This window comes from Candidatus Symbiopectobacterium sp. NZEC151, from assembly GCF_025962655.1.
GTDB lineage: Bacteria > Pseudomonadota > Gammaproteobacteria > Enterobacterales > Enterobacteriaceae > Symbiopectobacterium.
The window spans coordinates 745435-760975 of record NZ_JAGFPE010000001.1 but is presented as its reverse complement, the minus strand read 5'-3'; the positions used below and the strand labels follow the sequence as shown (position 1 = coordinate 760975).

The window sequence follows — 15541 nt, the reverse complement described above, 5'->3', positions numbered from 1 at the left end:
GGCGTCATGCCCCCTTCCTCTATCGTTATTCTCTTTTATTTAAAATCTACCATCATCTGTTGCGGTATAGATAAATGACGAGTACTACTCACACACAAGCCAATATAATCAGTAAACCTAGGCGGTTTTGGCATGCCCAAACTTAATAACTTATGGTTATCAAACCGCACATTCAATTCTGCAAATTGACCATATAAATACATCGCTTTGAGCATAATCCGTTCATTACAAGGACCAAAGATTTTTTTCAAATCCCGGCGCATCGTTAATAAAACATCATACGTGACCTTGGCATAGTTATCGCCAACCGGTTGTCGCTGCATAGCATCCGCTATTGCGTTATCAATTTCCATAAACTGTACGCAATGCTCGTCCCCTGCCGATATATGAACCACCTCTCCATTGGGCAGATCGCGGTTAAGAAGCATGACTAAGGCTTCAGCACAATAATCTACCGGAATAACATCGATGCGATCTTTCATTGAGCACATGAATTTCTGTAACATCAGTCCCATATTGAAAACCCAGAAGATGCTACTAGACGGTTTACAACCATGTTTGGTGTGGCCAACAACGATAGAAGGACGAGCAAATAAAAGTGGCATCTGTGGACAATGCTGACGCATTAGTTTTTCAACAATCAGTTTCGAGTGTGTGTATTCGACAAAATGGCTGTTTTTTTCAATAAAATGAGTATCTTCAGAAACGAGTGTATTGGGCTCTGGCGTACAAGACATCGCCGTACCGACATGCAAAAACCGCTGCAACCCCTTAACAGTGGCCATTCTTCGGGCTAACGCGAGAGTACCATCAACGTTAACTTTCCAAATCATTGGATTCTTACCAAATGACGCGATGGCAGCACAGTTAATCACATGCGTTATGCTATCTAACCGAGGATCCTCTAAATATAATTCGGGTTTACCAAGATCCCCCAACAATATATTATCTTCAGTTATTTTTGTTAGCTTATCCTCACTAATATTGAATTTTCTCATATTTTCATGAACGCGTTTCACCGCGTCACCATGAGAATCAGCGCGGACTAAAAGGAGTAAATCACAGCCAAGATCATTATTAATGATATTTTCCAGTGTAGCCCCACCAATAAACCCTGTAACCCCAGTAATTAATATCTTATTCATTTTCTCTCGCAAATTCACTTTTTCTAAAAACACGAATAGTGCACATCCACCACGTTAATTTAAAAGGACGACACTATCCGCTTACAAAGTAGCAATATCATTATATGACTCTGGCTATCTCAGACTTCTTTACGTTTCTGTGGATACCAAGCAATGTATATAAACCCCATGCATTGCTAAGGACCACACCTAAATCAGCGTATCCTGCATACAAAGAGTCTATTTAATCGTGTTCTTTAACATATTAATCAGCCCATACCGGACCTAAGAATTATCAGGCACAACAATGTTCCCCCTATCTCTTTTCTCACCGTAACTGATGATGGATGGGGATATTACACAGACGTTATTAAACGAAGTTTCAATAAATGCATCTTTGTTTAATCTTTGTGGGTATCTCAAAAATGGGCTGGCGGTGTTATCAATTCGATGACTCTTATACTGGCATCCACGCTGGATGCACGACCAATGCCATTTTCAATCTCATCGTGAAGGCGATTACCAGCAACAAAACAGCCTGATTTTTGCACAGCGCCAGGTTTGATGTAACGACGGGCAGATTGGTCGTTCAATCCATGCTCTTCACACCATTACTGCGCCGTGATCCCCATCTCCGCGTTATCCATTGTAATATTTGACATACGCATGACCTCAACTCTGACACTACCGTGGCGCTATGTGAAATTGACGAGAAATAGAACAGGCCGTAGGCGAACCATCGGATTTAAGGACTGACCCAACAAAAACCGGAGAATGGAATAATGCCCTTTTTGATGGAAAATAATTGCAAAAATTAATCATTAAAACACAAGATTGATAATTCTTATTTATCAGGAAATCGTTCATGCGTTGATGGTAATGTTATTATATATAATCATACAGCAACCTTTGCAGCTATATATTAATGAACACTCCCTTAATCATAATTCACAATAAAATGATTTAATTAACAAAGCCGAAAAATGAAAGTATTAGGATCATTGCTTTTATAAATTCAACCCGCAACAAACCAACGTTAACGAAGGAGTAATACACATGAAGTATAACATGAAAAAAATGTCATTAGCTCCCATCCTGCTTTTGATAAGTCAGTCAAGTTATGCTGTTTTAGCCGGTGGAATTATTGCAGTAGAACATACCTGGCCCACAAATGCAGAATTTAATAAATTATCTTTTTTCCAAAAGATAAGCACAGATGGAGGTAAAGACTCCAATTACTACTGGGCAAATCAGTTTTACTTTAAGCGAGGGGATTCAGGTTATATTGGTTTACAAAATAGAGGAAAAGGAGTTCATGCTTTCAATTACTCCATTTGGAATGCAAAAGGGTGGAAAAATGGTCATTGTGGTTACTTTGACCATGAAGGTTCAGGAGTACAATGTCAGTTAATCGTGCCATGGAAAACTGGGCATCAATACAAATTAGATGTTTCAAAAAAAGGGAGTCTAGTTACAGGGGTTATCACAGATATGATGGATGGTACAGCGATAACTATTGGTGTTATCGAAGTCCCAGAAACATTTGGCAAGCTATACTCATCTTCAGGTTTTGTTGAAGAGTATTCGCAAGGGGATGATCAACTTTCTTCCTGCTATGTGATGGGAGCCCAAAGCTCAACTTTTTTAAATCCAATTGGAGATGATACAACGACAGCACGACAGAGTACTAATACCTATGGAAACTGCAATGATCCTTATGTTGTTCAAGCTGCATGTAATGACCAAGCTTGCATTAATAACGTAAGCGATCTTGGTGCTATTGCTTCTCCTTCTGCACCAACAGTAACAATAGTTAATAACAACGATTTAACGGCTAAGTCTATCGCTAACGAATTAAACAAGGCCAATCTGGTTGTTATTCACTCTATGGATGGCGCCTGGGCACCTAACATTTATTTTCCGTCCCCTAGCGCTTTCAAATGGAAATCAATATTTGTGATTCATAACGCCACTAATAGTTCATATTTTCAAATAAATGGTACCACTGCAAAAACAGACAAAGGAAGACTTAATATGTATATGTCAGATGGTAGCCGTTGGAATATTATCAATCCTAAATAAAAGGCAAAAGAATCATATATGAACACATTGAAAAATTTTAAAATACCAGAATCCTTACCAAAAGATTCACCACAAGAACTTTGGAACCTTCAGCGTCAGCTTGACAAGTATGCTCAGAGTATTTTTGGCCCTAGAAATTCAAAGAAAAAACTATTGGCACCAGAATTTAACGCTGATGCAGCAGAAGGCCCACATGTTTCTAATACGATTGATTTGGATGGTGGGTATGCTAGCTTAAGTACCGTTGCATCGACTTCTTGGTATGCAACGGTATATGAATTAGCTCATGAAACTATTCATCTCTTAGATCCGCGCCCTGCTCCGCCTTTTGCCAAAGGTTCAAACTGGTTTGAAGAGGGTATAGCCGTTGAATTTGCTTTACATTGTACAGAAATCGTTTTCGGCGAACGCCCCGCTATCAACTCACCGACCTACGAGACAGCATGGAATCTAACCAAAAAGATTGTTGAAGCAAAGTTTTTCAATGACTGTAAGAATATTCGTCTAGAATGTGGTCATTTTGCTGACGCAAATTTTCATGTAATAAAGAAGCATGCCCCAAAATGCGATAGCCGCGTCATTATCGAGTTAATCAAACGTTTCGACAACACGCCTATACAAAACGTATAAACCCACCCAACGTTAAATATAAATAGAGGCTTCATAATAAGCGTTGCTTATGCAACGCTTTAGTTAGGGATGAAATCTAAGTACTAATGCACTCTCTGCACTGCCTATTGATACCGATTATTGCGCTGCCCATCATGCGATAGAAATCGTCCGCGAACTGGGTGGGCTTACCTCTGCCAGAGCTCGTGACCGGAAAGGCGAGCGCCCCTATAAGATGACACCCGCTAAATTGCACCTAGCGCTAGCCTCAATGAGAAAGTCAGAAACCAAAATCAGTACTCTGTGCCAGGAACTAAATACCACACGGCAGACTCTGTACAGGCATGTTTCTCCAAATGGTGAGTTGCGTCCAGATGGAAAAAAACTGCCAGGTCGGGTCTGATTATGGATTTCTATCACCTTGACAACTCACCAGTGCTGGCAACTGAACTCACTGAATCTTCAAAAAGGAACAATCTCATGACCATAAGCATTCGGCTTACTGTTGCAGTAACCTTACTTGCTGTGACGCTGCCAGTATTAGCTAAAACGCCAGAAAACTTTATCTATACCAGCTCTGGTGACCTCGAAGCAGCCTCTGCCATTATGGGGAGTAATGACATTGGCGGTGCGCAGATCGTTTACAATTGGCGTTCACTTGAACCTGAGAAGAACAAATACGACTTCTCGCAGATAGAGAAGGATCTGACTCGCCTTAAGGTAGCCAATAAAAAACTCTTCATCCAAATTCAGGACCGGTTTTTCGAACAAGATGCCCGTTACGTTCCTGATTATCTGATGAATGATGCCAGGTATGGTGGTGGAATATCGCCACAATTTGATAATCCTGGCGAAGGGAAACCAATTGGGTCGGGTTGGGTAGCACGGCAATGGGAACCTGCTGTACGTCAACGTTATCAGGCTTTGTTGGCAGCGATTGCAGAACGTTTCGATGGCCAAGTCTATGGAGTGAACTTACCCGAAACAGCCATTGATCTCGACAAGAAAAAACTACCCAAGGGATTCTCCTGCGAGAACTATTTCGCAGGAGAAATGGAAAATCTTACCTTTGCGCGAAAAGTGTTCGCCAAATCACACGTAGTACAATATGTCAATTTCTGGCCGTGCGAATGGAACAACGACCACAACTACATGGGCAGATTGTTCGAGTTTGCCAGTACCAATAATATTGGGCTTGGTGGCCCGGATATTGTTCCCAACCGCAAGGCGCAAATGAAGAACTCATATCCGTTCTTCAATAAATACAAAGGTAAACTGGCACTCATTGCCATGGCAGTACAGGAGCCGACCTTGACCTACAGGAACCCAAATACGGGTGAGCCATTTAGCAAGGATGAGTTTGTACAATTCGCAAAAGATTATCTCGGTGCAGATATCATTTTTTGGAGCACGACCTCTCCCTGGTTAGCTAAGAAATAGGTAACGGTCGCGAGATCATCCTGTAGGGTCTTTTGCGGATAAAATCACAGCACTACCCGTTGAACGGGATGAATGGGCTACTGGACACATCCAAAATATGAAGAGTTTTGCGCCGGGCGTGAATCTATTCCTACAGTTATTTTGAAACTAGCGACCTTGATGTATCAGGCTGGAACCCAACTCCGCCAGAGGGTGAAAGTTGGTTGGTTTGTTCTATCCACAATACTGAGGATGGGCCGGTTTGTATCTGGTTGCGTATCAGGACGTTATCGTAGAACAATAAAACACTGATTAGGCATGCGACTTCCCAAGCCCCTCGAGGGGGAAAAACCTAACGGGATTCTCTTTATTTTATCAGATAAAATCTCCGGACAGACGATCATAATGGATATGACGCTTCCTATGAAAATTACAGAATTTAATGGAACAAGAATCTGCGTGCTCGCCGACAATGACAAACTGACACAGTGCCCAGAAGGCTCTTACGCAGTGATTGAAGATTCAGGTTTCTATGTGTCGCTGCTCGTTATAGGCAGCGAGGCATGGACCATTCACCCGGACCTGCTCCCCACACTTGAGGATGCGCTCGATCTCATAGCCGAGCGACGTGGGCTTTTCGTTTAGTTTGAAATATTACTGCGCATCACTTTGGTTTGGGCTCCTCACGTTCTGGCATCTGCACGCGCACCGATAGCCATGTTGCCAAAATAGCGAGCGGTACCAATAGCCACCAACACTCCGGCAGCGGCGACATCCATGAGCAGCGCTCTCTTTCAGAAAGGATTCATCGTGAGCTGGGGATAGATACTCAAATATTACTGGGTTATCGCACAAGCAAAATGACTGATCAATACAACGATGACAGGGGTAAAGACAGGGGGTTACTGGCAATAAAACAGCCTATTTTTTTATACAGCCTTGGGGAGAAGTTTTCAGGTAAAAATAAGGGGCCGAAATTGGCCCCTATTGTTAACTCACGCTTAACAGCGGATTACATATTGTCGATGATATCCTGAGCAAACTCGCTACATTTCCGTAGCTTAGCGCCTTCCAGCTGACGTTCGAAATCGTAGGTCACGGTCTTGTTCTTGATTGCGCCTTCCATACCCTTAACAATCAGGTCAGTGGCTTCGAACCAGTGCATGTGACGCAGCAATAGCCGGAAAGTGACTTAATAACAACATGATTTATCTAATGAAAAATACAAAATAGCGCATTATTTAAGGCAAATTTCTCAAAAAAATTTATCCTTATAAAACAGTGTCCTACTTTGTATTTTCCTAAACAGATCTTTCTTCACATTGATGATTTTTTACTCTTTAACACTTCTCACGAACCGATAACATGTCATCCACTGCTTTCATTATTTGCCTGATTCTCGCTGCGGTTATGATGACAGTGCATCCGTTTTTTGCCGTACCGTTTGGGATTGCCGCGTTGGTGATCACGTCTTTCGTTGTTATGAAGGCGAACAATGCACTATAAATCTACTCGAATAAAATAATAAACAACGTTAATCGAATGGATGATTATGAAAAATTATATGTAATGGCATTATAATCCTGTTGTTCAAACGTGGAAAGCCACGATATTTAATATATGCATACATATAAAAGGAGTGGGTAATGGAAAAAATTTTATTTATATGCATTTTGGTTCCGTTTATAAATTACATTACTCCAAAATTTAAATTTATGTTATCTTCAGTTGTGCTGTTGTTTTTTATTTTTTTCGTTTTATTTTTAGTTGATTTTTTAATTCAAAAACAATGGGACATACGCTGCATAAATTTTTTACATGTATTTTCATACGCATTCATTTCTTCAGCTATATACCTTGCTTTTTTATGGTGTAAACGTTCAAAAAAGGAGTGATGAAAATGAGGGAGTTAACCGTTAAAGAAGTTAAATCAATTAGTGGAGCTGGTAACGATTCTTATGATCCAACCTCATTAATTGTTGGGATTGGGAGTACACTTATGAAACTACCAACTCCAGTTGGCGTAGGTGTAACTGTAGGTACTGAAGTTTTACTTCAAGCAAAACAACATTTACCAGTAAGCACCCCAATCCCGGTTATGATTGGTCCAACCTGGAACGGCAGTGGAAATAACACTCGTATACCTGATACGGTTGGCCCAACATGGAACGGTAGTGGCAATAGGCGAATACCGTGATTTTTCTCCCATGATTCGCAACTAACGTATTAGCTTGCTAAAATTGAACACAGGTTTCCTTTGTTTTTTCAAAGGTGTAGAAAGCCCCGGGTGTTTGCAGCACGCTGGGGCTTTCGCTTTTTAAGTTAGGGATTAATCGAAGTACGGATGCACGCGCTCCACAGCCTGCTGATACAGCTTATTGCGCTGCCCCATCATGCGATCGATACGCTCGCGTTTTTCCTGCGCATTCAGCGTGCGGTCAATACGCACCATCTCGATACGGTCATTTAACTGGCGGATCGCCTTCTGGGTTCGTGTCAGCGCCTGGCGTTTGGACAGTAACCCGCGGTTGTCTTCTTGTAGCGCACGCGCATCGGCACTACGCCCCTGCTCTCGGTAAGCATTAATCGTGCGGCTAATCTGGTTGGCCTGGCTCACCATGCGATAGAAATCGTCCGCGAACTGGGTGGACTTGGCCGGATCAGCGCCGCGCAGAAAGGATTTAATCACCGGCAGTTCATCCAGTCGTAACGTGGGCGTTTCCCCTGCATCGGTGAATTGTCGCGCCACAATGTTACCGGCACCCAGCACGTAAGCGCCCAACGTACCGGTGTAACCCTGAACGATATGATCGAGCATCTTCGGCGACAGCCCGGTTGCTTGCCCAATTCCGCGCATTAACAAACTGGTCTGATCGTTGTAGCGCGCTTCAGCAATCAGGTTGCTGTCCGCCATGTTTTCGATCGGGCCATCACGGAAGAAGTCATAATTCACATAGGCTTCGGCAATCGGCTTCACTACCTGTGGGATTGGATTGAACGCCATGGTTTCAAAGAAGTTACGTGCCACCATCTTGCCAAATTTACCCGGCGTATCCTCGCCACCGAGCATACGCACGAAACGCTCCGGTAACGTGCCGAACATCAGGCCAATCTCGAACGGTTTCGGGAAACGGATATGCTGATCACCGGCCCAGAAATGCCAGTAGGCGTCTTTGTCCCAATCCGGCAATTCTTCATAGCGCTTATCATCCCAATTGAGCGCCAGTAGTGCTAATGACACCCCAGCGATATAACCGCCGCGCTTCAGCACCTCACGCGGATCCTCTTTTATCGCCCTGCCCAGCTTACTCACCCCCTGCAACCGCGCATTGAGGAACGGCACCACATCGGTAAGGCCGATAATCAATTTGCTCGAGCCCATCATGCTGAAATCCATCAGGTCGCGCGCTTCAAACGCTGCCTGAGCCTTGCTCTTGCCGGATTTCAGCGCCGCATCATAAGTTGCCACGCGGTTGGCATTCTCAGCCCCTTCACTGACCTGCCGGTATTTCTCCCAGCCAGTTTCTAATTTCTCCAACACATCCTTGCTGCTGCGTACCAGCGTCGATTCAAATTCGCGCATCTGGCTATCGCTGTACCCTTTGCGGCGCAGCACTTTGCGGATATTCGCCGCCGCCCCTGCCGGATCGTAGACGTTGAGGTAACCGCCGCCGAACGTGGCACCAGCCGCCATCATGTCCACCAGCGTATCATCCACGGCCAGCGCCTTTTTCAAGCCTTGCCATGACGAGATCCCTGCACGGAAACCGTCTTTGTTGATAGCCCAGGAGTGGAGAGAATCGCGCATAAAGTTGCGCAGGATAAAATCAGGCATCGCCGTGGTGCCGATGGTCAGCACGCGTTTTGCCTGGCGCGCCGCCCGCATAAACAGCGAGTTGCTACGTTCCATGTCGATCATGGTGAAGGCGCGGAACAGATCGGGGTCATTGACCTGCACCAGCTGTTCCTGACCGTCGATGTAGACTTTCACCACATTCTTACCGATACGCCCGTAATCCATCTTGTTCGGGTTTTCGATAACCTCCAGCGCGCCGGTATCCGCCAGATTCACCACGGAGCGGCGCATCGCCTCGTTTTTCATTGAAGCATCAACGGATTTCGCCACATAGTTGAACAGGTTTTCGATCGGGTCTTTGATGGTCAGTTCGCTGCCTTTCAGCTTACGTACCGTACTGCTCTGGTTGGCGACGCCGCGCGTGGTCCAGGGGCCATGCGTTTCACCATTCTCAGCTTCACGGAAATAAGGCAAATACCAGGCATCTTCCCACGTAGCCCGACTTTCAGGATCAATCAGGCCCATGTCCTGTTGCAGGTCCAGAATCGATTTGATAAACGCGTCATACTTGCGTTTCTGCTCGGTGAACAGCGTTTCGTTGCCCCGATTCAGGGTTTTCATGTAGGCAATTTCGTCTGCCGTGAAGTTGTTTTCGCGCCCTTCTGCCAGTAGCCGTTCGGAGCGGTGACCAGCGATCCACTTGAGGAAGTTTTCACGTTGGTTACCCAGCGCATCAAAAATCCCCATCAGCGAATCAGCCTTGCCGGTGCCTGAAATACGCTCGGTGACACCCTCTTTTTTGTTATAACGCACCAGACCATGTTCCCATACCACGCCGGAAACCGCCCCAGCACCGGCCGCCATACGCGCGGCGGTATAGCCCGACGCCGTAGCATCAAAATCCCCTGCCGCGTCTTCGGCATATTTCAGCGGTGCCAGTCCATCAAAGGTGCGAGTATTGAGTTTACGCGAGGTGTCATGCCACCACTGCTTAAGTGCCGTCTTGTCCTTGTCGGTCGCCATTTGCCAGAAATCACGCGGCTTCTCGAACCAACCTTTTTCGACGTTAAAGCCCATTTTGCGGCTGGTTTCGGCATCCATTGTCGGGTTACCAGCGCGTGAGTAGAGGGCCTTGTTCTTGCGGATATCGGCGGATGAGAGTATATTTTGACCTGATTCTGCGGGGTCGCCCTCCTTGGGCAATTGAAGCCTCTGTGAGTATCGGCGACTGGCAGGATCTGAACCCTGGTTAGTGCTCTCCCCGGACAATTGGAGTCCGGCTGAATGAGGCTGATTGGGGTTTTCTTTTGTCCGTCGATAAAGTGCCAACCCCGCATCTTCCATCCCTTGAACTTTTGTCATCCCCCCAACGGTGCCATAAACCGACGCGATTCTATTGATCACTAAGTTTTGTTTCTTGGCATTCATATGGACTGCGGAAACTACCGGATTACCGTTAGTATCCTGCGCCTCCAGTAGCGCCACCACGGCATCAGCTTGAGTGGACGAACGGTAAACTGCCAGAGGGTCATGCATCAGTTCCGGCAATCGTTCAATCACGTCCATTGGCACGTCGTGCTTCACGCCATTAGTCGCTTTACGCACCGTGTCACGAGAGATCACCATATTTAAATTGGGCGCACCCAGCGCCCGCAACACAGGCGGTGTTCTACCCATAGGGATAGTCATGTCCCCAGACCGTAGCGACCGCATGGCTTTATTCAGTTCTGCGCGATAACGTTCCGCCTCGTCCGGTAGAGGCCTGAGTAGATCGGTATCTTCCGCTTTGGAATACAACGCATCAGAACGCGAAAAAGTATCCTCAAACTCTCGAGTACCTGGCTGTTCGTTGGCGTACATTGCCGTTTTTTTAAAGCGGCCGGTGATAGTGTGCAGAATGCTGCGGATCTCTGCTGGCGTAACATCAGTGTGTGGGCTGATAATACCCACACGACGCAGCGCAGCCGTCAGCATGGAGACGAACCGATCCCAAGCCGCACCAAGCCCGCCAGACTCCGAGCGTTCTGCCATATGGGCAAGAAACTCATTGGCTTGCTCCTCCAGCGATTCATTACCATAAGAGCGCTCAACCTGCCGCCACACCTCCTGAATGGTTTTATTCTGGCTATTACGGGTTGCATGCAGGACGCGCATGATACGGTCATATTCCACATCGCCGATCACTGATGCCAGACCATGGTGTGCGATCACTTCATGCCGCAATTTGGCGCGCAGTTCGCGTGGATTGGCAATATTGTCTGCGATGACAATCACCCGACTCAGTTCGGGCTGATAGATAGCATGCACTATGCCAAACTCCGCCGGAATGCCGTTGGGCATCATCGCCGCCGCTTCAGCTTGCGTTTGCACCGCTTTCACTTTGATTTTTGCAGCGCCGTTCAGGTTTGAGACAAAACCATCAGCTGCCAACTGTACGCGGTTACGCAGCATGCCCGTGGCCGGTTTACTGCCATCTTTGCTGAAACTGCCATCGTGAATAATGTTGCCATCACCGATATCAGCCCCAGAAACGACAACGCCCCCATTTTTGGGGGCGCTGGCGCGGGAGTAGAAGGCGATGCCCTTCTCTGTCGGTTTCGTTTTAAGCGTTCGGAACAGATTATCAAATGCGGTTCGAATACCACCGGACAGCTCTGCTTCCGTAGGGTAAGCATAGGTTTGCGGATCAGCATGCTCATTCGATTTACGAACGTTAACCAGATAATCATTGCTGATGCCCTTCGATTGCGTTTTATCCTGCACATAGCGCTCGAAGGCACGAGCAGAAAGTTCTACTACCGTAGACCAGTAAGGTTTACTGCGGGTGCTATCCAGTGTATGAGCACGTTCAACCATGCCACTGTTGTTTATAGCTTGCAGGGTATCCTTGAATGCACGGTAAACCTCCTGGCGAACCGGGTGTGTAGTGGGCACCATTTTCCCATTCTGAAACACCCGATCACGCCGCTGAGAGCGGGTTATGAAATTGTCACCGGTTCCCTTGTTGTCGTAACCATGCTGATCGGCCTGACCAAAATAGTTATCCAGGGCATGGAACCATTCATGCGCCAGTGAACCCGCTCCACTGCCTTTGGTGAGGTTGATCACCACTTGTCCCGGTTCATAATGCGCGCTGAAACTTCTGGCACCTCCGCGCCCGCGTGCACCAAACGCCAGCCCAAGTTCACCATTCAGTGATAACGCTTTTTCTGGTACGCCAAGCACATCGGCCATATCGGTTAACGCATCGAAGGCATCATTCAAATCTGCCTGGCGCCGTGCATCTTCGACATAATTGCCAAATTGGACGCCACGAAAACCGAAGGTGTCACCAAACTTATCTGGGGTTACATCACTCTGCCGGCGCGCTGGCCCGCTACGTTTTTGGTTTTCTGTGCCGCGTTGTTCTTCCCGGGAAATTTTGCGCAGCTTCTCCAGCTTTTCTTCCAGTTCCGCACGGTTATTTTTCAGGTAGTCGCGCGCTTCAGCACTGTCTTTAAAGCCAGCCTTAAGCGGTAATACCTGCGTACTGCCCTTATAACCCAGAAAAATCTGCCCATCGGCCCGGCGGCGGAAAACCTCAATCTTCGACTGTTTACCGCTACCATTCTCATGAGCAGCACCGATCTGCTGTTCAATGTAGGCTTTTGCCTTGGGCAGCAGTGCCTCCACACTCTCAGCATACGTATCCCGAATGGGCTTGTTGCCTATCGTTCTCAACTCATAGATTGTTTTACCGTTTGGGTACGGCTTCCCGTCATAGACCGTGTAATGCCCGGAACCTATCCGATATTTAGCCGCCTCTTTCATTTGATCCGGCGCGAACTGCGATACCAAATCAATGGTGTCGGCCACGCGCGACAAATTCGCTCTTGCGCGCATGTGGTTTTTGAAATCATCCATTTTCATATCGCCGTTGATAATGCCATTCGCCAGCGATTTCATGTTCAGCACGTTATCGGCCCAATTTGCAGCCTGGTAGGCGTTAGTTGGCTTATTGGGGATGTGCGCCCGTAATACCGCCAGCGACGCCAGCACATCGCTGCCGATCCCTGCTTCAGCCATTTTGCTGTATTCAGGGTGAGGAAATACTTTGGATAGTGGCTGCGCACTCACTTCATAACGGTTAAAAGCCGTGTCCATGGCCTGAGAGAATTGCCCCCAGCGGTGTTTAGCGGCACCACGTAACTCTTCACCGAAATCCGTGATTTTGCTTTGCGGAGTTTCAGTGGCTGGCAAACGTACCCCATAGCCACCTTCAACTTTTTCGACTTTGGCCCCTGGCATCTTGCCCCATTTGGAATGCTTAGCGACACGCTCATTACTAAATGGGCGATCGCGTTGGTAAAACTTCAACGCCCCCACAGGTTCACCGCGCGCATAGGCCTCAGTAGTTGCATCAACCGGAACGCCAGCAACCCGATGGCGCTGATCGGTCAGTCCGGCAAAAGCGTGAATCTCAGCCCCCGTATTATGGCTCTCTCTCGATTGGTGCTGTGTGCGCATCTCACCGCCAGAGAACTGAGGGGGCTGCCCCGCTTGGCCTTCATCAATCGTCGGCGAGCTCGCGAAAAAAATATTCTTATCTTCAATGGCATGGGTTGGCACCGCTTCAGCATCATAGGTCTGGTTGGCGCGGCCCACTTCATTCATAGGCTGCTGCGACCGTTCGGCAGGAATGAATTGCTGCCCGCGCACCTGCTGCCCGGCATCAAACTGTGGCCCAACCCCAGATTGTGTTTCGTCGTTCAGTGGCGCATGCAGATCACCCGGCATGGCAATCACAGAAGTTTGTCCAGGTGCTGGCAGCCGTGGTCGACGAGCAGCGATAATCTGCTCAGCCTGTGCCAGCGTCTCCAGCTCTTGCGGTGAATAGCCTTGCTCTCCATTGTCGATCTGCTGACGAATCAGTTCATCGGCGGTGAGTGCAGGTTGCGAATTGGCTAACGCTTGTTGCACCTCGCTATCGTCGGCAAAACCCTGAATGCGCGGATCCTGTCGCAGATAGGCGGGTGTATCGCGGAAATCGTCGAGTTGGCTGACAGGGATACCGGCTGCGTTTTCTGTTGCCTGCGGACTGGGTGCAACTGGAGCACTCGGCGCAGCGGTTGGTTCAGCGTTCTCCGCAAACGGTTCACTACCCGGTACAGAATCAGTCTGCACAGCAGAATCCGCTGTAGGCTCACGTTGCGCTTCGGCCCGTCGCCCACGCATCCCGCCAACGGCACCGAACGCACTGCCCATGCCTGCGCCGACCACGGCATTATTGGCGCCGACCTCCAGCACATCCTTCATCGGATCAATTTTCTGCCCAGCAGTATCGATCAGTTGTTCATTCTGGGCATAGCGTTGCCCTGCGCCTTGCGCAAATTCCGTCGCCCCTTCTGCGGAGGCCCCCGTCACAATGCCGGATGTTAAACCACTTGCAGCCCCTTTTTTCGTCAGTAGCGATAACAGTGTATGGTCACCCAAAGAGGATGCAGCAATGTTGATTGCCAGCAGACGCGGATCAGACGTTACCGATGCGGCAGCTTGCTCCGCTACCTGGCTGCGTGCCATGGTTAGTTTCTGCGTATCGTCCAGGTTGGCATTGTTCGGATCGGTATCAATAGCGGCAAAGGCTTTCTGGAATAACGTGCTGTTCATCAGTTCGTTGAATGACAGCGCGTTAATCTCATCGCGCATATCAATACCGCCCTGGCCTTGCGCCGTGGTAGTCATGGTGCCGACAAAGGCAGTTTTGCCCGCAACCGCGGCGGCGCGATCGGCGGTTTCTTTCGCCAGTTGACGGGCTGCCGCTTCTGGCATGGACTTGCTCAGTCGATTGAACGTGGCCTGTTCAGCCATTTCACGCGCGGCGGCTGCACCCACTTTTGACATCGCCCCACCTGCAATTAACTGAGCCACGGTAGGCACCGCATTAATCAGCCAGGTATCTTTATCAAACAGACCATCGCCAGCACTGATGCCTGTGAAATTCCCCTCTTTGTCATGATCGACTTTTACAAAATCCTGTGATGCCGCCTGCTTTGCGCCCTCGCTATAGGTATCTTTGATGGCCTTTGATGCTTGCCCAGCAAGATTGCCAACACCTTCAATAACCGCACTCCCTACTCGGGACAGTGGGTTTCCGGCGTTGTCGCGCATGACTTGCATCGTCTGATCATCAATGCCGAAAGGATTGGGATTCTCCCCAGCTTGCGCTGCCGCTTTATCATCGAGGATTTGGTTACCCGCTTTAAACATCTGACCGCCAGCAGCAACCATATCCAGCGGCGCGGCAACGGCAGACTTGCCGATATCGCCCAGCGTGACCTTGGCTTCTACTGGCGCTTTGTTCCAGTTCTCTGGGGCGAAGAATTGGCGATCGAAATCGGGTACTTCGCCGGGCTGCTGGATGTTCAAGCCTTGTCGATTACCGTTGGTGATTTGCTGCTCGGGGCGCTGTTGTTGCGGATCGTAGGCCATGACGGGCTCCAGAATTTAGGCACAAAAAAACCGCCGAAGCGGT

The 15541-nt window shown here is 47.9% G+C and carries 7 protein-coding genes and 4 pseudogenes; 8 read left to right on the top strand and 3 right to left on the bottom strand.

The window, feature by feature from the left end:
- Nucleotides 1-35: 35 nt before the first annotated feature.
- The gene (locus J5067_RS03490; RefSeq protein WP_264650838.1) at nt 36-1145 is read right to left on the bottom strand and encodes an SDR family oxidoreductase; all 1110 of its coding nucleotides are present in this window, start codon (nt 1143-1145) and stop codon (nt 36-38) included.
- Nucleotides 1146-2180: 1035 nt separating this feature from the next.
- Here J5067_RS03490 and J5067_RS03485 point away from each other — a divergent pair.
- The 7 genes and pseudogenes from J5067_RS03485 to J5067_RS03455 form a co-directional block, all read left to right on the top strand.
- Entirely contained in the window at nt 2181-3206 is a 1026-nt protein-coding gene (locus J5067_RS03485; RefSeq protein ID WP_264650441.1) for a DUF3472 domain-containing protein, read from the top strand.
- 18 nt (nt 3207-3224) lie between these two features.
- Nucleotides 3225-3836, top strand: coding sequence for a hypothetical protein (locus tag J5067_RS03480; RefSeq protein WP_264642472.1), 612 nt, complete (start codon nt 3225-3227; stop codon nt 3834-3836).
- Between the two features lie 142 nt (nt 3837-3978).
- Nucleotides 3979-4218, top strand: a pseudogene (locus tag J5067_RS23260) (recombinase family protein); the annotation flags it as partial.
- Between the two features lie 77 nt (nt 4219-4295).
- On the top strand, nt 4296-5255 hold the full coding sequence (locus tag J5067_RS03470; protein ID WP_264650440.1) for a hypothetical protein: 960 nt from the start codon (nt 4296-4298) through the stop codon (nt 5253-5255).
- 43 nt (nt 5256-5298) lie between these two features.
- Nucleotides 5299-5530: pseudogene (locus tag J5067_RS03465) on the top strand (hypothetical protein).
- A 22-nt stretch (nt 5531-5552) separates the two neighbouring features.
- Nucleotides 5553-5879, top strand: coding sequence for a hypothetical protein (locus J5067_RS03460; RefSeq protein ID WP_264650439.1), 327 nt, complete (start codon nt 5553-5555; stop codon nt 5877-5879).
- Between the two features lie 131 nt (nt 5880-6010).
- Nucleotides 6011-6271, top strand: a pseudogene (locus J5067_RS03455) (hypothetical protein); the annotation flags it as partial.
- On the opposite strand, the pseudogene J5067_RS03450 reads toward J5067_RS03455, so the two are convergent.
- Nucleotides 6247-6426 (bottom strand): annotated as a pseudogene (locus J5067_RS03450) (NADP-dependent isocitrate dehydrogenase); the annotation flags it as partial. The pseudogenes J5067_RS03455 and J5067_RS03450 sit on opposite strands and share 25 nt — an antisense overlap.
- Before the next feature lie 708 nt (nt 6427-7134).
- On the opposite strand from J5067_RS03450, the gene J5067_RS03445 reads away from it, so the two are divergent.
- Nucleotides 7135-7431, top strand: a complete 297-nt coding sequence (locus J5067_RS03445; RefSeq protein WP_264650438.1) for a hypothetical protein — start codon at nt 7135-7137, stop codon at nt 7429-7431.
- Nucleotides 7432-7563: 132 nt separating this feature from the next.
- Here J5067_RS03445 and J5067_RS03440 read toward each other — a convergent pair whose 3' ends face one another.
- Entirely contained in the window at nt 7564-15498 is a 7935-nt protein-coding gene (locus tag J5067_RS03440) for an LPD38 domain-containing protein (protein WP_264650437.1), read from the bottom strand.
- Between the last annotated feature and the right edge of the window lie 43 nt (nt 15499-15541).